Here is a 19028-nt window from a genome sequence, read left to right as displayed (position 1 = left end):
GCTCACATCTCCAGCAGGACGGTGAACGGGCCGTCGTTCGTCAGCGACACCCGCATCCGCGCGCCGAACCGGCCCGTGGCCACCGTCGCGCCCAGGGACCGCAGCTGGGCGACCACCTCGTCGACGAGCGGCTCGGCGACCTCGCCGGGGGCGGCCGCGTTCCAGGTGGGGCGGCGTCCCTTGCGGGCGTCGCCGTAGAGGGTGAACTGGCTGATCACCAGAAGGGGGGCGTCCGTGTCGCTGCACGACTTCTCGTCGTGCAGCATGCGGATCGACCAGAGCTTGCGGGCGAGCTGCGCCGCCTTCTCCTTCGTGTCCTCGTGGGTGACCCCGACGAGGACGCACAGCCCCTCGCCCTCGATGGCCCCCACCGTCTCGCCGTCCACGACGACGCTCGCGCCGTCCACCCTCTGCACCACTGCACGCATGAGGACCATCATGCCGGGCGGTCGGTCGCGACCCGCGGCCGGACCGGTCCGGCCATATCGTGCTTCTTTCTGCTCCGTAACCCCCCATCTGGGGCCGATCGGGGGCACTCGGTCACATAGTGGCCACTCGGGGTGGCACGATGCTCCCGTACGCGCCGGTCGAGGGGACGGTAGGGGCGCATGAGCACATCGAGTACCGGGCAGCCGCCCGTGGCAGTCTCGCTGATCCGGGCGGCGGGTGCGGAGACCCACCGGCCTCCCGTGCAGCGCACGGACAGCCCCTGGCTGCCGACGGACCTGCCGGAGCGTGACCTGACCGTGCCCAGCCTGCCGGAGTTGCGCACCCTGCGCCGCCAGGCTCAGCGCGACGAGGCCGACCTGAGCTACGTACGGCGGCTGCTGCAGGGCCGCATCGACATCCTGCGCGCGGAACTGGCCCGGCGCGGACCCGCGCAGCCCGCGCCCGCCGGAACGGCCCGCGCGGGCGCGGCCGGGCATGCCGCGGAGGCGGGCGGGGGGAGTGGGGCGCCCGGGCGGTCGTCCGGGACCGGGGCCGGGGCCGCTTCCCAGACCGAGTCCGGGCCTGGGTCCGGGCGTGGGTCGGTCGTCGAGCGGCTCGCGGAGATCCTGCGGGACGCGCCCGCCCGGCAGCGTTCCTCCGCGCGGCATGTGACGCTCGGTCCCCCGCACAGCGAGGAGTACCGGCGGCTGGCCGCCGAGATGCTCGGCGAGGTCGAGCTGTCGGACCTCGGCGCCCGCACCGACCTGGAGCTGAACGCGGCGATGGGGCGGCTGGTGCGCTACGAGCAGCAGGTGTCGCGGCGCCGGCAGCGCCTCCAGCGGACGGCCGACGACTGCAGCGCCGAGATCGCCCGCAGGTACCGGGAGGGGGAGGCCCAGGTGGACGACCTCCTCATGTGACGACCTGGTCGTGCGACACAGGGGACGTGGCGGCCGCGGGCGGTCCCGGGGCCGCCCGCCACCGGAGGACAACGGGCGGCACCGGTCGGTGTGGGCGCGTGGTGCGTGGGACGCCGGTGCGTGGTGCGCGGTGCCCGGGAAAATCGCGCGACACCTCCCACCGCCGCCGCCTACCGTCGGCCCATGAGCGCCCGCCCCGACATCGACGTCCGTCCGATCCGCGAGGATGAGATACCCGACTGGATCCGGGCGGTGCACACCGGCTTTCTGCGCGCGCCCGAGGTCTCCGACCGCGAGGTCGCCGAGCGCAGTCCGTACATCGTTCCCTCCCGCACCCTCGGCGCCTTCGACGACCGGCGGTGCGTCGCCACGTTCCGCTCCTTCGCGCAGGAGCTCACGGCTGTCGGCGGCGCCCCGGTGCCCGCGGACGCCATCACCAACGTCACCGTCACCGCCACCCACCGCCGCCGCGGTCTGCTCACCCGCATGATGGGCCAGGACCTGGCGGCCGCGAAGGAGCGCGGTGACGTCGTCGCCACCCTGATCGCCGCCGAGTACCCGATCTACGGCCGCTACGGCTTCGGCCCCGCCACCTGGGCGACCGAGTGGACCGTCGACGTGCCCCGCGCCGGTCTCGACCCCCGCCTGTCCGTCCCGCCGGACGGCGGCCGCATCGACCTCGTGACGGGCGAGGAGGTGCGCAAGCTGGGCCCCGAACTGCACGAGCGGCTGCGCGCCGGCCGGCCCGGCGTGGTCGACCGCGACGAACGCTGGTGGCAGCTCAGCACCGGCGCGCTGCGCCAGGACCGCTTCCCGTGGACCGAGCCCTTCCACGCCGTGTACCGCTCCGCGGACGGCACGGTCGAGGGACTGGTCACCTACGTGTGCGACAACACCTGGGCCGACGCCAAGCAGCCCCTGAACACCGCCACGGTGAAGGGCCTGATCGCCGTGAGCCCGGCCGCCGAGCGCGCCCTGTGGCGCTATCTGTGCTCGATCGACTGGGTCACCACGGTCAAGAGCGGCTGGCGGTCCCCCGACGACCTGCTCCCGTTCTTCCTGCCGGACCCGCGGGCGGCCAGGATCACCATGCAGGCGGACTGGCTGTGGGTGCGGATCCTGCACGTCGAACGGGCGCTGGAGGCGCGGACGTACGAGGGGGAGGGGACGCTGGTCCTCGAGGTGGTCGACCCGGACGGGCTGACCGGCGGGCGGCTGCGGCTGGAGGCGTCGGCCGGCGGCGCGTCCTGCACGCCGACGAGGCAGAACCCGGACCTCACGCTGGGCGTGGGGGAGCTGTCGGCCCTGTGGCTCGGCGACGAGTCGGCGGTGCGGCTGGCGGCGCTCGGCAGGGTCCGGGAAGACAGGGCGGGCGCCGGCCGAGTGGCCGACGCCCTGCTGCGTACGTCCAGGCGCCCTTGGTGCCCGGACGTCTTCTGAGCGCTCCTTCCCGTCGCCGACAGGGCTGAGGCATCCGTAGCCTGGCTGTTCGGTTGTGGCTGTGCCCGTATGCGGTTGTGGCTGTGCGCGATGTTCTGTTGTGGCTGTGCCGGTGTTCGGTTGTGGCTGCGACGGCTGTTCACTTGTGGCGGTGCGCGTGGGCCGAGCTCCCGGCTCCCCTCCGGAAGGGAGCCCGGGCCTACGTTCCCCGACTGTCACCCTGGTGGCCAACACTCGGGAAGTTTGACCATGTCGTAGAAGTTGGCTACCAACTTCACTCCTGTTATCTCCGCTTGGAAGCGGCTCATAACCACCTTTCCGCGAACTGCCCGAAGATGGCGGGAAGTTGTACTGTTTGGCCGTGGACCCGGAACACGCCTCCGCCAGTGGGCGGAAGAGGCCACAACGGCCACAGCGGTCACACCGTGAGGTGGCCGACGAATTGCGGCACCGGATCAGGACCGGCGTGCTGCGGCCGGGTCAGCGCATGCCCACGCAGGCCGAGCTGTCCCACGAGTTCGGCGTGGAGCGCGGGGCGGTACGGCAGGCCCTGCGCATCCTGCAGGCCGAGCACCTGCTGACGAACGTCTCCAAAGGAAGCCCGGCGACGGTCGTGTCCGACCCGGCCCTGGCCCTGACCGGCCCGGACGGCCTGCCCCAGCCCACCTCGGCCGCCCTCGGGCGCCGCGTCGCCGCCGCCTTCGCGGCCCCGCACGTGGAGATAGACGCCCTGTGCCTGACCGCGATCTCGCTCACGCTCGCCATCGGCGAACCGTTGCGCCAGATCCATGCCGGGCGACTGAAACCGGCCAAGGTCGACGTCCGGGTCCTGCTGCCCAGTCGTGACATCGAGCTGGCCTTCCCGGCGCCGGTGGACGCCGCCTCGGCCGCCGGCCGGCTGCGCGGGCGCTGGCTGGCCCAGCGCAACGCGCAGGGGCAGGTGCTCCGGCACAACCTGCTGGCCCTGCGCTCCACCCACGGCATCGACGTGCGGGTCACCTTCCGCGCCCTGCCGTTCACCCCGCCCGTCAAGCTGTACCTGCTCAACGGGACGGAGGCGCTCTTCGCGTACTACACGCTGCGGCGGCGCGCGGAGGAGATCGACCAGGAGCACCTGGAGCTGTACGACGCCGAGGGCACGCAGTCGATGCTGTTCGCCTTCGAGCAGGGGGCCGGGGCGCGCGAGACGACGTTCGTCGAGCAGTCGCACGTGTGGTTCAACGCACTGTGGGAGACGATCAGTTCGGAGCTGCTGCTCACGAGCTGAGGCGGCCGCGCCGCACGAGAGGCGCACCTCGCGGGAGGAGCGCGAGCGCCCGGGACCACGAGCGCCTGGGAGGAGGAGCGCCCGGGAGGAGGAGCGCCTCGCCGGAGGCGTGCCTCACAGGATGGGACCGGCGACCAGTATCGCGAGCACCACGGCCCCGATGGAGCCGATGGTCGGGTTCCTGGCCTTGACGCCGATGGTGAGCAGCAGCAGGCCGACGATGCCCATCGCCCCGAACTTCCACTGGACGAGCTGTTCGAAGCCGATGACGAGGACGGCGGAGACGAGAGCGAGAGCAGGCACGGCGATTCCCCCTTCGGGCTGCCTGGGCGGTGCGGACGGGAGAGCGGAGAGCGCGGAGCCGGGTGCGGGGCACGGAGATCGGGAGGCAAAACCTCCGCCAACTCAATCAAGTTGGCAACCAACTCTGCTTAACTTGTGCCCACTTGGAACCTACTTACAAACAAGTTCCAAACAACTCCCTTTAGATGGATCAAAGTTGTAGCGTTTGGTCGTGACCCAGGAGAGCGTGGCCGTGAACGGAAGCAGAAGGAGCTCCCCCCAGGAGATCGCCGACAACCTGCGGGAACGGATCCGCGCGGGCGAGCTCAAGCCGGGCGACCGGCTGCCCACTCAGGCCGAACTCGCCCAGGAGTTCGGTGTGGAGCGCGGCGCCGTCCGTCAGGCCCTGCGGTCACTCCAGGAGGGCGGCCTGCTCAGCAACGTGAGCAAGGGCAGTCCGCCGAGGGTCGCGGCCCCGACCCCGGCCCGCGCGGAGCCCCAGCCCACGATGGTGGGGCTCGCCCCCCGGCTCGCGGCGGCCTTCGCGGCCCGGCAGGTCCGCATCGACGCGGCGTGCCTGACCGCCGAGACGCTGATGCTGGCGCTCGGCGAGCCGGTCCGCCTGATCCACGAGGGCCGCATACGGCCCGAGTCGATCGACGTGCGCATCCTGCTGCCCTCCCGGGACATCAACCTGGCCTTCCCGATCTCGGTGGACCGCGACAGCGACGACGACCCGGTCCACCAGCGCTGGCTGGCCCAGCGCAACGCCCAGGGGCACGTGCTGCGCCACAACCTCAACGCCCTGCGCGCCACCCACGGGGTCGACGTCCGCGTGAGGTTCCGCGCCCTGCCCTTCACCCCGCCGGTGAAGCTGTACCTGCTCAACGGCGAGGAGGCGCTCATCGCGTACTACATGATCACCCGCCGCGAGGAGCCGTCCGACGGCGGAACGCTGGACATGTACGACGTCATGGGCACGGAGTCCCTGCTGTTCTCCTTCGAGCGGGCGGCGGGCCGGCGGGACGCGGCGTTCGTGGAGGAATCCCAGAAGTGGTTCGACGCCCTCTGGGAAACCATCACCACGGACCTGACACTCTCCTAGTGACTTCTGATACGACACAGACCGAACCGGTGACAGCGGAGACCGAGAACCTGCGGGACCTGATCACGCGCGCACGTGTCGTGCTCTGGGACTTCGACGGCCCGATCTGCCGCCTCTTCGCCGGGCACTCGGCGGACCGGGTGGCGACCGACCTGGTCGACTGGCTGGAGGGGCGTGGACTGCACGGGCTGCTGACCGGGACCGAACGGGAGTCGCTGGACCCGCACGTCGTCCTGCGCGCCGTCGACCGCCGGCACCCCGGCAGCGATCTCGTGGCCGAACTGGAGGAGCGCCTCACCCAGGAGGAGCTGCGGGCCGCCGCCTCCGCCTGGCCCACCCCGTACGCCGACCCGCTGATCCGCACCTGGACGGCACTCGGCTCCCGTCTGGCCATCGCCACGAACAACTCGCCGGTCGTGGTCCGCAGGTACCTGGACAGCCGCGGCGTGCTCTCCTGTTTCGCCCCCCACATCTACGGCCGCACCCAGGACCTGCACCACCTCAAGCCGGACCCGCACTGCCTGAACCGTGCCCTCACCGCGACCGGCGTGGCCCCGCGTGACGCCCTGATGATCGGCGACACCCCCTCGGACCACGAGGCGTCCCTCCGCGCCGGCGTCCCCTTCCTCGGCTACGCCCGCAACCCCCGCAAGGCCAAACTCCTCCGCGAATCCGGCGCCGAAACCATCGTGGACTCCCTGGAACCCCTCCTACGCATCCTCCGCACCCTGCGGGACCCACGGGACCGAGCCTGAACCCTCGATGCCCGCCTCCCCCGGGCCCTAGGAGGAGGTTGACGGGGCAGCGCCGACGGTATGGATGGCCGTATGAGGGAAGAGCGCGAGGGCGGGGGCAGGGAGTTCCGCCGCGTTTCCGAAGAACTGCGGGCCCGGATGGCGGACAGCACCTACCCGCAGAGTTCCTTCCTGCCCTCCCAGCGTGATCTCGCCAAGGAGTTCGGGGTCTCCCGTGACACCGTGCAGCGCGTACTGCGGGAGTTGAGCAACGAGGGCTGGATCCAGTCGCGGCGGGGCAGCGGCTCCCGTGTCCTCAAGAACCAGCGCATACAGTCCTCGGCGGCCAAGGCCACCCGGTCGCGCCGGGGCGTGACGCTGGGGCCGCTCATCAGTGAGGCGTTCGAACAGGAAGAAGTGACGCTGGACGTCTACACGTTGACGTCCGAGTCGCTCGACGCCCACATGAGGCTCCAGGCGGAACGGATCAGGGTCGGCATCATCCAGCCCAGGCGCATCTCCCTGCGCATGCTCCTGCCGTCCACGTCACTGCCCCTGCCCTATCCGCGGGCGAAGGAGGACCAGCACGCTCCGCTCCTGCGTGACCGGCTGCACGTCATCACGGAGCGCCATACGGACTCCCTGCGCGGAGTGCTGCGCGACCTGCAGACCGAGAAGCTGGTGCCCTCCGTCGACGTGCAGATCCGGCACACACCGCTGACGCCGGCGTTCAAGCTGTACGTGATCAATGAGGTGGAGGTCCTCTTCGGCCCCTACGAGGTGATCGAGCGCCCGGTGCTGCTCGACAGCGGCGAGGAGATCAGGGCGCTGGACGTGCTGGGGCTCGGTGCCACGCTGACGCACCATGTGCGTGACGACGACCCGAACTCGCCGGGGTCGGTCTTCGTGACGTCGATGCAGGCGTGGTTCGCATCGGTCTGGACGCTGCTGTCCGAGTAGCGTCCGAGGCCGTGGTGTGCTGAGTGGCTCAAAAGCACCGGAGGTCTCCGGTAGCATCTCCGGCACCGCGCGAGCAGCCGCTCCGTCCCACCGCACTGGCCCGACCCGCAGGACACCCGGCTGAGGGTGCACCACCCTTCTGCTCACCCCGGCCGCGCTCCGACAGTGCGCAGTATGTCCTGATGTCGTACCTTTTGCCATACCTTCGTTCGTGCTTGCGTGAGTCAGGGAGCGGCCGTGGGCGCACCTCCTCCCCCCCGTCCCTCCCTCGGGGAGCTTGCCGCGCGCGACGTCCAGACGTTCGTGCGGCTCGCCGCCGAACGCGGTGAGGCGAGCAGCGGGCACCACAACCAGAACTACGTGCTGCCCCTGACGGACCGGGTGGCGAACCTGCTGGGCAGGCCGACCGGCACCAAGGTGACCGTACGGATCCGGCGCGCCGATGCGCTGCCCGTGGTGATCAGGACGTGGGGCGACGAGGCCCGGATCCTGGACGCCGTCAAAGGCGTCCTGCCGCACGCGCCCCAGTGCCTCCTGGACGGGGGCGGCTTCACCATCCACAGCTATGTGGAGGGCGTACCGCTCTCCAGCGTCTGCGCCAACGGCAAACCCCTCGACACGCTCCTGATCAGGGCACTGGCCGGGCTGCTGGCCCAGATGGCCCAGGTGCGCAGAGGGGCGCTCCCTCCGCTGCCGGCCGGCTGGCCCGGCAACCACTCGGACAGCCAGGGGTTCCTGCAGACACTGGCCAGGCTGGCGGACCGGCAGATCCGTCAGCCCAATTGGCCCGCTTTCGGAGGACTGTTCGCGCAGCTGGGAATCCCGGAGGACGCCATGATCCGGCTGGCCGAGCGCGTACCCGTGATGACGAGGCGGCCGTACAGCCTGCTCCACGCGGATCTGCACCGGGACAACCTGATCATGTCGTACGGGGGCGTGCCGCCGCTGATCTGCGTCGACTGGGAGCTGGCGACCTACGGCGACCCGCTGCACGACCTCGCCACGCACCTCGTGCGGATGCAGTATCCCGCCCACCAGTGGGACGAGGTGATCGGCGCGTGGGCGGAGGCGATGCGGCGGATCCGCCCCGCGGCGGTGAACGGCCTGGACAAGGATCTGCGCCACTACGTGGCCTTCGAGCGGGCGCAGTCCGTCTACCCGGACGTGATGCGCGCCGCTGAGGCCCTGGCGAGCACGCCCGACCAGAAGAGCCTGGACGAGGCGACCGCCTCCGTGCACCGGGCGCTGGAAGCGGCCGCACAACCGCTCGGGCTGCGCAATATCCCCGACGCGGCGGAGGTGGAGCGGATCCTCTACCGGTGGCGCGCCCCCCGCACGGTGTTCAGGACCCGCGGCTCGGGCAGCGCGGCCGACACGATCTCGTGGACCTGGGACGCGCGTCTTCCGAGACGGGACGACTTTCCGGCGACCGCCGTGGGCGACGCCCTGCTCGCCGAAGGCATGGCGTCGGCCAGCAGGGTGTTCAAGGGCACGGCGCACCTCAATTCGGTGGTCCGCGTGCCCGGGTTCGGCCACCCGGTCGTGGTGCGGCGGAAGGTGGCCAACAGTTGCCGCCGCGAGCCCAGTTTCCTCAGCGAGCACGCCGTGCTGCGGGCCATCGAACAGTCCGGCGTCGCGGTGGCGGCGCCCAGGGCTCTCGCACTGGGACACAGCCACGGAGGGCATCCCTTCGCCATTCACACGTATGTCGGTCCCGAGGACACCGACCGCCCGCCCAGCCATCCCGTGCACGGGCTGCTGCCGCACGAGGCGGACGGGCTGGTCGATCAGCTGTGCGCGCTGACCGGCGTGGACTACACGGAACTCGATCCCGCCGCCGGCGAAGGGGCCTTCTTCGCCTGGCTGTGCGAACAACTCGTGATCCTGGTGGCCGGTCTGCCGAAGGAGTCCCAGCAGCTGGCCCGCCTCCTCGGGTTGCCTGATGCGCCCCGGCTCCGGCAGATCCTGTCCCGCCATCGGGTGAGCGACCGCCGACCGGCCCTGCTGCACGGCGACCTGAACCCGTGGAACCTCGTGCGCCCCAAGGACGGTCAGGCGCTGACCATCATCGACTGGGAGATGGCCCTGGTCGGCGACCCGTTGTACGACCTCGTCCGGCACATGCACCTCACCCCCACCCGCCCCGAGATCCGCGAGCGGATGTTCCGGCGCTGGGAGCGTCTCCTGCCCGGCGAGTACACGGCCGACTGGCGGGAGGACTGGCGGGTGTACCGGTGGCTGGAGACCGTCCGGTCCGCCTACGTGGACCTGGACCGTCTGGTGACCGGGGCGAGCCTGGACGCCCCCAACGTCCGCCGGGCCGTCGACTCGTACGCGATGACCCTCGCAGTGGCCACGGGCTCCCTGGGTCTGCCCGTCCGCCCGACGGCGAACCCCTATCTTGCCCGGGCTTTGGCCTAGGGCCACCGTGCCGCTGTATCCCCGCCTGAAGGGCCTCTCCGCCAACCCGGGGCCCGCTCGCAGAAGGTCATGCGCGCATGCCGGATCGGGAGCCGACTCGACATGCCTGCCGCTCGCTCCTACTGCTGGAGCTCCACGACCTCGGCGACCACGCAACTGACGTTGTCGGGGCCGCCGGAGTCGTTGGCGAGGGCGACGAGTGCGCGGACCGCCTGTTCGGGCTCCGTCGTCCCGGAGAGCACTCCGTGGATCTCTCGGCCGGCACGACGGTCGACAGGCCGTCGGAGCAGAGCAGGTACCGCACCCGCCTCCAGCGCGCAGACCTTCTGGATGCGGGCGAGAGGCATCCCCAGGCGCCGGAGCCAGGCGACCAGTCGGGCCTGGTCCAGTTGCTCCGGTGCGTAGAGGCGGTAGCCGGTCACCGGGTCGACGCGAGCGGGGGTCAGCAGGCCGAGCTCGTCGTAAAGCCGCAGCGCCTTCGGCGACAGCCGGGACGCCTTGGCGAACGCCCCGATGGTCAGCAACCCCATGCTCTCCCCCTCCTCGTGCCGAGCACGTCGCCCGGCCTCACCGATGCTGTGGGCTCCCCCAAGGTGAAGGTCAACCACGGGTTCTCCGCTCCCTGACCGCCGGGTGGCGTAGCGCACTCTTGCAAGCGGGTGCTTGCAATTGTTAGCGAGGGTGGTGCAAGGTGGAGGCATGGCATCGCTCAACGTCGGCAATCTCGGTGAGTACCTGCGCGAGCAGCGGCGCAACGCGCAGCTGTCGCTGCGGCAGCTCGCCGACGCCGCCGGGGTGTCCAATCCGTATCTGAGCCAGATCGAGCGCGGGCTGCGCAAGCCGAGCGCGGAGGTGCTCCAGCAGGTCGCCAAGGCGCTGCGCATCTCTGCCGAGACGCTGTACGTGCGGGCCGGCATCCTCGACGCCGAGCGCGCACGGGACGAGGTGGAGACGCGCGCCGTCATCCTCGCCGACCCCTCGCTGCACGAGCGGCAGAAGCAGGTGCTGCTCCAGATCTACGAGTCCTTCCGCAAGGAGAACGGGTTCGGGATCACCAAGGCGGACGGCCCGGCGGACGGGCGGACGGACGACGAGGTCCGCGGCGCGGACGGTGTCCGCGCGCCCCGAGCAGACGTTCCGGACGTGCCCGGCGCCCCGCGCACCCGGGGCGGCGGCGCCGAGGACACCAGTGACGCCACCGGTACCCGCACGTCCCGCGGCAGTGACGCCGATCCGCGGAAGGAGGCCGGCTGAACCCGCGCCCCCAGGGGCCGCGCGGCCGGCCGATCGCGGAACACCACAACCCTCAGCCGAAAGCGACCGGGAGGTCCATCACCATGGCCATCACCGACGACCTGCGCAAGACCCTCAGCGACCCGACGCCGCTCTACTTCGCCGCGGGCACCGCGGACCTGGCCCTGCAGCAGGCCAAGAAGGTGCCCGCCCTGGTGGAGCAGCTGCGCGCCGAGGCCCCGGCCCGTATCGACGCGGTGCGCAACACCGACCCCAAGGTCGTTCAGGAGCGGGCCGCCGCCCGCGCCAAGGAGGCCGGCACTCGCGTCCGGGAGACGCAGTCGACCATCCAGACCCGGGTCGGCGAGTTCATCAACTCCCTGGACTCCGACCTGAAGAAGCTCTCCACCAACCTCGACGCCGACCTGAAGAAGCTCGGCGAGACCGCCCAGGACCTCGCCCTGCGCGGCGTCGGCGTCGCCGCCGAGTACGCCGTGAAGGCCCGTGAGACCTACGAGAAGGTCGCCGAGCACGGCGAGCAGACCGTGCGGACCTGGCGCGGCCAGGCGGCCGAGGGCATCGAGGACATCGCCGAGGAGGTCGAGGAGCTCGCCATCGCGGTCGAGCCGAGGACCGAGCCGGTCGAGGTCAAGCAGCCCAAGCCCGCCGAGGCCGCCGCGGCGAACAAGCCGGCGCCGCCGAAGAAGGCTCCGGTGACCCGCAAGCCCACGGCCACCAAGAAGACCACGCCGCCCGCCAAGTAGAGGGCACCCGCGCCCGGCGCTTCCGGGCGGGTTCCGCGGGCCGGGCACCCTTGGGGTGTCCGGCCCGTTCTACGGGTACGGTGGCCGCAAAGGAAACGGGAGAGATCGGGCGGTGGACAGCATGCTGATGTTGGGCTTCGCGGGGTTCCTGGGGCTGTTGAAGATCCTGCTCATGGCCCTGGCCGCGTTCGGGCTGTTCGACGCCGCCTTCCGGCGCGAGGACGCCTTCCGCGCGGCCGACAAGCAGAACAAGGTGTTCTGGCTGATCATCCTGGCCCTGGCGCTCGTCGTGAGCTACCTGTTCTCGATCCTGTCGTTCCTGCCGATCATCGGCGTGATCGCGAGCATCGTCTACATCGTCGACGTACGGCCCGCGCTGAAGCAGGTGTCGGGCGGCAGCGGCTGGGGCCGCCGCCGCGGCAGCAGCAGTGACGGCCCGTACGGCCCTTACAACGGCGGACGCTGAGCCCGGGGACGTCTCGGGGGGCCGTCTCAAAAGGGGCACTCCGGGCCCGCTGCTCGGAACGCGGCGGGCCCGTAAGGGGCCCCGATCGAGCCGCTACGGCTCCCGGTCCAGCAGGACCACCGCCACGTCGTCGGTCAGCTCGCCGCCGTTGAGGTCGCGGACCTCGTTCACCGCCGCGCGCAGCAGAGCCTCGCCGCGCAGGCCCTCGGCCAGCTGGCGGCGGACCATCTCCACCATGCCGTCCTGGCCGAGCCGCTCGCCGTCCGCGCCGACCCGGCCCTCGATCAGGCCGTCGGTGTAGAGCATCAGGCTCCACTCGGCCCCCAGCTCGACCTGCATCCGGGGCCAGCGGGCGCCCGGCAGCAGGCCGAGGGCCGGGCCGTTGTTGTCGTAGGGCAGCAGCTTGGCGGGCCGGCCCGGGTGGGCGACCAGCGGCGCCGGATGGCCGGCCAGGCACAGGCCCGCCCGGCGCCCGTCGGGCGCGATGTCGACCGTGCAGAGCGTCGCGAAGATCTCGTCGTCGGCGCGCTCGTGCTCCAGCACCTGCTGCAGGGTGTTCAGCAGTTCGTCCCCGCACAGCCCCGCCAGCGTCAGCGCCCGCCAGGCGATGCGCAGCTCCACGCCGAGCGCGGCCTCGTCCGGGCCGTGCCCGCAGACGTCGCCGATCATGGCGTGCACGGTGCCGTCGGGCGTGCGCACGGCGTCGTAGAAGTCGCCGCCGAGCAATGCGCGCGAGCGGCCGGGCCGGTAGCGGGCGGCGAAGCGCAGCGAGGCCCCGTCCAGCAGGGGGGTCGGCAGCAGACCGCGCTCCAGGCGGCGGTTCTCCTGCGCGCGCAGTCTGCCCTCGGCGAGCCGGCGCTCGGCCGTGTCGGAGCGTTTGCGCTCCACCGCGTAGCGGATCGCACGGCTCAGCAGCCGCCCGTCCAGCTCGTCGCGGAACAGGTAGTCCTGGGCGCCGACCCGTACCGCCTCCGCGCCGCGCTCGGCGTCGCCGGACGCGGTCAGCGCGAGGACGGCGTGCCGGGGCGCGAGCTCGAGCACGTGTTTGAGCACGGCCAGCTCGTCGTCGTCGGCACCCGCCCGGCCGGGCGCGGACAGGGCGAGGTCCAGCAGGATGCAGTGGACGTCGTCCGTGAGCAGCCGCCCGGCCTCGGTGAGGTTGCGGGCCGTCCGGACGCGGATGGGCTTGCCGGCCTGGTCGAGCAGGTCGGGCACGATCGGCGAGCCGCCGGGGTCGTCCTCGATCAGCAGCAGCGTGAGGTTGGTGCTGTGGGCGTGGGCGTGGGCGGTGTCGCGGGTGTTCTTCTCGACCGTGGCTTCCTTGGGCAGGGCCTGGGCTGCGGAGGGGCCGCCGCCGTGGGGCACGGTCTGCGCCTGACCGCTCTCCGCGGCCGGGAACGCTTTCTGCCGCGGTACGGGCACGGGCATCGTGTTGGTTCCTTCCCTCCCCCCGAGGGCATGGCGGGCGCGAGGGATCTCGCTCCACCGACGGGGACACTAGCGGTAGTAGGCGCGGCAGCGGAATGGTGTGAGGCGCGTCGCTCGGGCCTCGGCCAGCGTCATATGCCGCGTTTCCTGCCGGAGTTGGACAGGGCTCCTCCGAGGCTGGCATGACGTAGCTCACGCCGGGGCGGGGTTTGAGGGCGCGCCCGAGTGCGATCCGTCACATGGTCCAGGTCACGACCGTATTCCTGTTCGGTCCGCGTCCGGGACGGTCAGCCCGCGTCCGGCCGTACGACCCCCAGGATCGGCATCGAACCGGCGCCCGCGACGGTCACCGTCCGCCCCGGCCGCGGGGCGTGCACGATCGTGCCGTCGCCGACGTACATCGCCACATGGCTGGCGTCGTCGAAATAGATGATCAGGTCGCCGGGGCGCATGTCCTTCACGTCCACGTGCGGGAGCTGCTTCCACTGCTCCTGGGAGGTGCGCGGGATGGGATGGCCGCCCGCGGCCCAGGCCTGCGAGGTCAGCCCGGAGCAGTCGTACGTCTTCGGCCCCTCGGCGCCCCACTCGTACGGCTTGCCGATCTGGGCGGTGGCGTACTTCACCGCCTCGCGGCCGGCCTCGGACGCCTTGCCGCTGATCTCCTTGAGCACGCCCGTGTCGAGCCAGGCCGTCTGCGCCTTCAGGGCGGCCTCCTGCTCCAGCCGCTCCAGGCGCTCCTGCTGCCGCTTCTCCAGCGTGGACTGCAGTTCCTCGGCCGTCTTGATCCGCTGCTGGATCTTCTTCTTCGCCGAGGCCTTCGCCTTGCGGTTCGCCTCCAGTCTCTGCCAGCGGTCGGCGGCGTCCTGCGCGTACTTCTTCAAGTCCTTCTGGGTACGGCTCAGTTCCGCGAGCAGGTCCCTGGTGGCCCGCTCGCCCTGCAGCACGCGGCCCGCGCCGTCGAGGAACTGCTGCGGATCGTCGCTGAGCACGAGCTGAGCCGCGGGCGGCAGTCCCCCGGTGCGGTACTGCGCGCGGGCGGCGGCACCGGCCCGGTCCTTCAACTCGTCCAGCCGCTGCTGTCCTTTGACGATCTTCCGGGCCAGGTCGACGATCTCGGCGGACTGCTTGCGGGCCTTCTCCTCGGCGGCGTTGTACGCGTCCGTGGCCACCGCGGCGTCGTGGTAGAGCTTGTCGAGCTTGGCGCGGACGGCTTCGAGGTCCTTGTCCGCGGGCGGGCTCGCGGGGGTGGAGGGCGAGCCGGACGGTGGGGCCGTGGGTGAGTCGGCCGGCGACGCGCCGGGAGAGGCGGAGGCGGGAGGAGTGGGCGCGGGCCCCGCGCTCGCGAATGCCGTGCCCGGCGCCCCCAGCACGGTGACCGCGCAGACCACGGCCACAGCCGCCGCGAGCGCACTGCTCCTGCCCCGTCCCATACTCAGCCCCCAAGCTGATTTACCGTCAGTAACTTACGACACCGGGGGGATCGTGCCATGTTCGGGCGAAAAGCGACAGAGGCGCGCTCGGCGTTGCGCGGACGGCACCCGGCTGTACGACGGCTTCCCTCCCCCTCGCGGGCGCCGGCCAGGACGATCTCCCCGCCTGTGTGACGAACGACGCACGAAGATCGTTCCCCGCAGGTCGGGGCGGGTCATGCGGTCAGCCGCGCGGTGCCAACGCCTTCCAGGCCACCGTGACTTCGCCCTGCCGCCACCGCGCGGGCCCGTCCGTCACCGGCCAGCCGGCCGTCAGGTCCCGCACCGCGCGGATCCAGCGCTGGCGGGCGCCGTAGGAGGCGTAGGGCGCGGCGGCCGCCCAGGCGCGGTCGAAGTCGCGCAGGAAGGCGTGCACCGGCTCACCGGGGACGTTGCGGTGGATGAGCGCCTTCGGGAGGCGCTCGGCGAGGTCGGAGGGGCGGTCCAGGGAGCCGAGGCGGGTCGCGAAGGTGACCGTACGGGGGCCCTCGGGGCCGAGCGCGACCCAGACGTGCCGCCGGCCGACCTCGTCGCAGGTGCCCTCGACGAGCAGCCCTCCGCGCGAGTGCGCCTCCGGCGGGGCGAGCCGCGCGCACAGCCGCTCCCAGACGGCGGCGACCTCGGCCTCGTCGTACTGCCGCAGCACGTTCGCCGCGCGGATGAGGTGCGGCCGCCGGGCGACGGGAACCTCGAAGCCGCCGTGCCGGAAGACCAGCCCCTCGCGTTCGTACGGCTTCGCGGCCGCCACCCGCGCCGGTTCGATCTCGACGCCCACCACACGCGCGCGGGGCGCGGCGGTGCGCAGCCGGTGCAGCAGTTCGACCGCCGTCCACGGGGCGGCGCCGTAGCCGAGGTCGACGGCCACCGGGTCGGTGGCCCGGCGCAGCTCGGCGCCGTGCGTGACCGCGATCCAGCGGTCCATCCGGCGGAGCCGGTTCGGGTTGGTCGTCCCGCGCGTCACCGTGCCCACGGGGCGGGTCGCTGCGCGGGATGTCATGGATACGAGGGTATGCGGGCACCGGGTGGGCACCCGGAAGGGGACGCACGCCGCGGTCGGGGCCGTACCCTCGTCTTCTTCCGGCTTTCGTTCCGGCCACCCTCGCTCCCGCCCGGGCCCCAGCCCCCGCTCGGGCCCCGCGCCGGCCCGCCTGAGCCCTGCCCGGGCCCTAATCCGGGTCCGCCCGGCCCCCCTTGGGCCCCCTCCCGACCCCATCCGCCGCCCCCTCGAACGGTTGAGCGAGATCAAGTAATGATTGGGCAAAGGGGCCCGCACCGGAAATGGAGCCAACACCTCCGGCGTTAGCCCCTGAAGGGCGCTCGGCGCCCGCCGTACGGCATGCCCGCAGCGAGGAGGAACGCCACGTGAGCCAGTACGTCAGCAGGCTCGGGCGTCGCTCCGCGGCGGCGCCCTCGCGGCTCAGGCTGCACCGGCGGCCCCGCCGCGTCGCCCTGCTCTCCGTGCACACCTCACCGCTCCACCAGCCCGGCACGGGCGACGCCGGCGGCATGAACGTCTACATCGTGGAACTCGCCCAGCGCCTCGCCGCGATCAACATCGAGGTCGAGATCTTCACCCGGGCCACCGCGGGCGACCTCCCGCCGTCCGTCGAACTCGCCCCCGGCGTCCTTGTCCGGCACGTCGACGCGGGCCCCTACGAGGGCCTCGCCAAGGAGGAGCTCCCGGCCCAGCTGTGCGCCTTCACCCACGGCGTGATGCAGGCATGGGCCGGCCACCGCCCGGGCCACTACGACCTCGTCCACTCGCACTACTGGCTCTCCGGCCACGTCGGCTGGCTCGCCGCCCAGCGCTGGGGCGTCCCCCTGGTGCACGCCATGCACACCATGGCCAAGGTCAAGAACGCCAACCTGGCCGACGGCGACACCCCCGAGCCCGCCGCCCGCGTCATCGGCGAGACCCAGATCGTCGCCGCCGCCGACCGGCTCGTCGCCAACACCGCCGAGGAGGCCGACGAACTCGTCCGGCACTACGCCGCCGACCCCGACAAGGTCGCCGTCGTGCACCCCGGCGTCAACCTCGGCCGGTTCCGCCCCGGCGACGGCCGCGCCGCCGCCCGCGCGCGCCTCGGCCTGCCGCAGGACGCGCTCGTCCCGCTCTTCGCCGGCCGCATCCAGCCGCTGAAGGCGCCCGACGTGCTGATCAGGGCCGTCGGCGCCCTCCTGGACGAGCGGCCCGAACTGCGCTCCCGCCTCGTCGTGCCCATAGTCGGCGGCCCCAGCGGCAGCGGCCTGGCCAAGCCGGAGGGGCTGCAGAAACTGGCGGCCCGGCTCGGCATCGCCGACGTCGTACGGTTCCGGCCGCCGGTCGGGCAGGAACAGCTCGCGGACTGGTTCCGGGCCGCCTCGGTCCTGGTCATGCCCTCCTACAGCGAGTCCTTCGGCCTGGTCGCGATAGAGGCCCAGGCCGCCGGCACGCCGGTGCTCGCGGCCGCGGTGGGCGGGCTGCCGGTGGCCGTGCGGGACGGGGAGACGGGGTACCTGGTGCGCGGGCACGACCCGGCCGACTACGCGCGCGTGCTGCGCGGCTTCGCCGACGACCCCCACCTGCCGGACCGGATGGGCGCCGCGGCCGCCCGGCACGCGCGCTCCTTCGGCTGGGACGCCTCGGCCGCCGCCACGGCCGACGTCTACACGGCCGCGATGCAGGCCCACCGCCGTCGCGTACGCTCGCACCATGGGTGAGGCAGAGCAGCAGCGGGCGGCGCAGGTCATCGAGGGCGTGCTCAAGGACGCCGAACTGGACTTCGAGAGCCCGGAGTCGGGCACGTACGTCACCAAACTCCCCGGCACCCGCAAGCTGTCGACCACCCTGTCCCTGATCGTCGGCAGGCACTCGCTCTCCCTCAACGCCTTCGTCATCCGCCACCCCGACGAGAACGAGGACGCCGTCCACCGCTGGTTGCTGGAGCGCAACCTCAAGCTGTACGGCGTGAGTTACGCCGTCGACCAGCTGGGCGACGTGTACGTCACCGGCCGCCTGCCGCTCGCCGCCGTCACGCCCGACGAGGTCGACCGGCTGCTCGGGCAGGTGCTGGAGGCCGCCGACGGCAGCTTCAACACCCTGCTGGAACTCGGCTTCGCCTCCGCGATCCGCCGGGAGTACGCCTGGCGCGTGTCCCGCGGCGAGTCGACGCGGAACCTGGAGGCGTTCGCGCACCTGACCGAGCGCCCGTCCGACTGACCACGGACTCGGGCCGATTCACTACGGACCCGGGCCGACTGGCCACGGCCCCGGGCCAGCTCGTACGGCACTGACGGCACCCGTACGAGGCTCAGCGCGCTCAGCGTCCGCCCGGCCGGAAGCTCCCGCCGTAGCGGCCCGGCGTCACCCCCACGAGCCTTCTGAAGTGCCGGGTGAGATGGGCCTGGTCGTAGAAACCGGTCGTCGTGGCCACCTCGGCCGGCCGCAGCCCCTCCAGCAGCAGCCGCCGGGCGCGGTCGACGCGGCGGGACATGAGGTACTGGTGCGGCGCGATGCCGTAGGCGCCGCTGAACGCCCGTACCAGGTGCGCGGGATGGGCCTGGACGAGCCGCGCGGCCTCGCCGAGGGCGATGCCTTCCGTGACCCGTTCGTCGAGGAGCTCGCGCAGCCGGTGGGCGACGGTGCCGTCGTCGCGCGCGGGCCCGGCGGCGAGCCGCGGCCGCAGATGGGTGCGCAGCCGCTCGCCGACGAGGGTGAGCCGGCTCTCGGCCTCCAGTTCGTCGCCGGGGCGGGCGAGCACGGTGTGCAGCTGCCCGACGCGCCGGCGCAGCAAGGGGTCGCGCAGGCCGGGCCCGTCCACGGCCGGGCCGATCAGGTCGGTGCCGAGGACCGTGGCGTCCAGGTAGAGGACGCGTTTGCGGAAGCCGTGCGGGGTGGCGGGGGAGCCGTTGTGCGGGACGTGCGGCGGCAGCAGCGAGACCGTGTCGTGCGGAGTGCCGTACTCGTGCCGGTCCAGGTCGTACCGTACGGCGCCGTCGTCCACGACGAGCAGCGTCCACGCCTCGTGCACATGCATCGGATAGGCGTACTCGGTGAAGTGCGCGTGGAAGACCTCCACGACCCCCGGGACGTGGGGGCGCCAGGCGGTGACCTCGGGCTGCGCGGCCATG

General features: G+C 72.3%; 18 protein-coding genes and 1 pseudogene. 12 read left to right on the top strand and 7 right to left on the bottom strand.

The features are described from left to right. Positions 1 to 2 precede the first annotated feature (2 nt). A complete protein-coding gene (gene dtd / locus ACIPM1_RS21565; protein ID WP_356186413.1) occupies positions 3 to 428 on the bottom strand; it encodes a D-aminoacyl-tRNA deacylase in 426 nt (141 codons plus the stop codon). A gap of 180 nt (positions 429 to 608) precedes the next feature. On the opposite strand from dtd, the gene ACIPM1_RS21560 reads away from it, so the two are divergent. The 3 genes from ACIPM1_RS21560 to ACIPM1_RS21550 all read left to right on the top strand — a co-directional run bounded on the left by ACIPM1_RS21560 (position 609) and on the right by ACIPM1_RS21550 (position 4056). Further along, positions 609 to 1349: a hypothetical protein gene (locus ACIPM1_RS21560; RefSeq protein WP_402437046.1), complete on the top strand. Its 741-nt coding sequence runs from the start codon at positions 609 to 611 to the stop codon at positions 1347 to 1349. Positions 1350 to 1532: 183 nt separating this feature from the next. Then, positions 1533 to 2789 carry a GNAT family N-acetyltransferase gene (locus ACIPM1_RS21555; protein ID WP_402437044.1) on the top strand — a complete coding sequence of 419 codons (1257 nt, stop codon included), beginning with the start codon at positions 1533 to 1535 and terminating at the stop codon, positions 2787 to 2789. Between the two features lie 355 nt (positions 2790 to 3144). Next, complete coding sequence (locus ACIPM1_RS21550) at positions 3145 to 4056, top strand: GntR family transcriptional regulator (RefSeq protein ID WP_402437042.1); 912 nt, start codon at positions 3145 to 3147, stop codon at positions 4054 to 4056. A gap of 114 nt (positions 4057 to 4170) precedes the next feature. Here ACIPM1_RS21550 and ACIPM1_RS21545 read toward each other — a convergent pair whose 3' ends face one another. Beyond that, positions 4171 to 4359: a hypothetical protein gene (locus tag ACIPM1_RS21545; protein ID WP_402437040.1), complete on the bottom strand. Its 189-nt coding sequence runs from the start codon at positions 4357 to 4359 to the stop codon at positions 4171 to 4173. Positions 4360 to 4564: 205 nt separating this feature from the next. Here ACIPM1_RS21545 and ACIPM1_RS21540 point away from each other — a divergent pair, with 205 nt between their 5' ends. The 4 genes from ACIPM1_RS21540 to ACIPM1_RS21525 all read left to right on the top strand — a co-directional run bounded on the left by ACIPM1_RS21540 (position 4565) and on the right by ACIPM1_RS21525 (position 9558). Then, a complete protein-coding gene (locus tag ACIPM1_RS21540) occupies positions 4565 to 5443 on the top strand; it encodes a FadR/GntR family transcriptional regulator (RefSeq protein ID WP_402437038.1) in 879 nt (292 codons plus the stop codon). Further along, complete coding sequence (locus ACIPM1_RS21535; protein ID WP_356186396.1) at positions 5443 to 6198, top strand: HAD family hydrolase; 756 nt, start codon at positions 5443 to 5445, stop codon at positions 6196 to 6198. Before ACIPM1_RS21540 ends, ACIPM1_RS21535 begins: the two co-directional genes overlap by 1 nt. Positions 6199 to 6270: 72 nt before the next feature. Then, complete coding sequence (locus ACIPM1_RS21530; protein WP_402437036.1) at positions 6271 to 7137, top strand: winged helix-turn-helix domain-containing protein; 867 nt, start codon at positions 6271 to 6273, stop codon at positions 7135 to 7137. 237 nt (positions 7138 to 7374) lie between these two features. Next, positions 7375 to 9558, top strand: a complete 2184-nt coding sequence (locus tag ACIPM1_RS21525) for a phosphotransferase (RefSeq protein WP_402437034.1) — start codon at positions 7375 to 7377, stop codon at positions 9556 to 9558. Between the two features lie 281 nt (positions 9559 to 9839). Here ACIPM1_RS21525 and ACIPM1_RS21520 read toward each other — a convergent pair. After that, positions 9840 to 10088, bottom strand: a pseudogene (locus tag ACIPM1_RS21520) (helix-turn-helix domain-containing protein); the annotation flags it as partial. Positions 10089 to 10257: 169 nt separating this feature from the next. On the opposite strand from ACIPM1_RS21520, the gene ACIPM1_RS21515 reads away from it, so the two are divergent. The 3 genes from ACIPM1_RS21515 (at position 10258) to ACIPM1_RS21505 (ending at position 12021) form a co-directional block, all read left to right on the top strand. Then, positions 10258 to 10812, top strand: coding sequence for a helix-turn-helix domain-containing protein (locus tag ACIPM1_RS21515; protein WP_402437032.1), 555 nt, complete (start codon positions 10258 to 10260; stop codon positions 10810 to 10812). 83 nt (positions 10813 to 10895) lie between these two features. Next, on the top strand, positions 10896 to 11555 hold the full coding sequence (locus tag ACIPM1_RS21510; protein WP_402437030.1) for a hypothetical protein: 660 nt from the start codon (positions 10896 to 10898) through the stop codon (positions 11553 to 11555). 121 nt (positions 11556 to 11676) lie between these two features. Continuing rightward, positions 11677 to 12021 (top strand): DUF2516 family protein, encoded by a 345-nt coding sequence (locus ACIPM1_RS21505; protein WP_392194308.1) that lies wholly within the window; start codon positions 11677 to 11679, stop codon positions 12019 to 12021. Between the two features lie 93 nt (positions 12022 to 12114). Here ACIPM1_RS21505 and ACIPM1_RS21500 read toward each other — a convergent pair whose 3' ends face one another. From ACIPM1_RS21500 to ACIPM1_RS21490, 3 genes are all read right to left on the bottom strand, one after another. Further along, entirely contained in the window at positions 12115 to 13449 is a 1335-nt protein-coding gene (locus ACIPM1_RS21500; protein ID WP_402437028.1) for a PP2C family protein-serine/threonine phosphatase, read from the bottom strand. A 287-nt stretch (positions 13450 to 13736) separates the two neighbouring features. Continuing rightward, positions 13737 to 14879 (bottom strand): NlpC/P60 family protein, encoded by a 1143-nt coding sequence (locus ACIPM1_RS21495; protein ID WP_402437026.1) that lies wholly within the window; start codon positions 14877 to 14879, stop codon positions 13737 to 13739. Between the two features lie 223 nt (positions 14880 to 15102). After that, positions 15103 to 15915, bottom strand: a complete 813-nt coding sequence (locus ACIPM1_RS21490; protein ID WP_402437024.1) for a class I SAM-dependent methyltransferase — start codon at positions 15913 to 15915, stop codon at positions 15103 to 15105. A gap of 365 nt (positions 15916 to 16280) precedes the next feature. Here ACIPM1_RS21490 and mshA point away from each other — a divergent pair, with 365 nt between their 5' ends. Both mshA and ACIPM1_RS21480 read left to right on the top strand, forming a co-directional pair. Then, entirely contained in the window at positions 16281 to 17618 is a 1338-nt protein-coding gene (gene mshA / locus ACIPM1_RS21485; RefSeq protein WP_402437022.1) for a D-inositol-3-phosphate glycosyltransferase, read from the top strand. Then, entirely contained in the window at positions 17611 to 18117 is a 507-nt protein-coding gene (locus ACIPM1_RS21480; protein ID WP_402437020.1) for a YbjN domain-containing protein, read from the top strand. The genes mshA and ACIPM1_RS21480 overlap by 8 nt, the downstream gene beginning before the upstream one ends. A 100-nt stretch (positions 18118 to 18217) precedes the next feature. Here ACIPM1_RS21480 and ACIPM1_RS21475 read toward each other — a convergent pair whose 3' ends face one another. Next, a complete protein-coding gene (locus tag ACIPM1_RS21475) occupies positions 18218 to 19027 on the bottom strand; it encodes an AraC family transcriptional regulator (protein ID WP_402437018.1) in 810 nt (269 codons plus the stop codon). Between the last annotated feature and the right edge of the window lies 1 nt (position 19028).

Origin of the sequence: Streptomyces sp. NPDC086766 (assembly GCF_044746005.1) — a bacterium.
Lineage (GTDB): Bacteria > Actinomycetota > Actinomycetes > Streptomycetales > Streptomycetaceae > Streptomyces.
The sequence above is the reverse complement of the archived record's forward strand: the minus strand, read 5'-3'. Positions and strand labels throughout refer to the sequence as shown.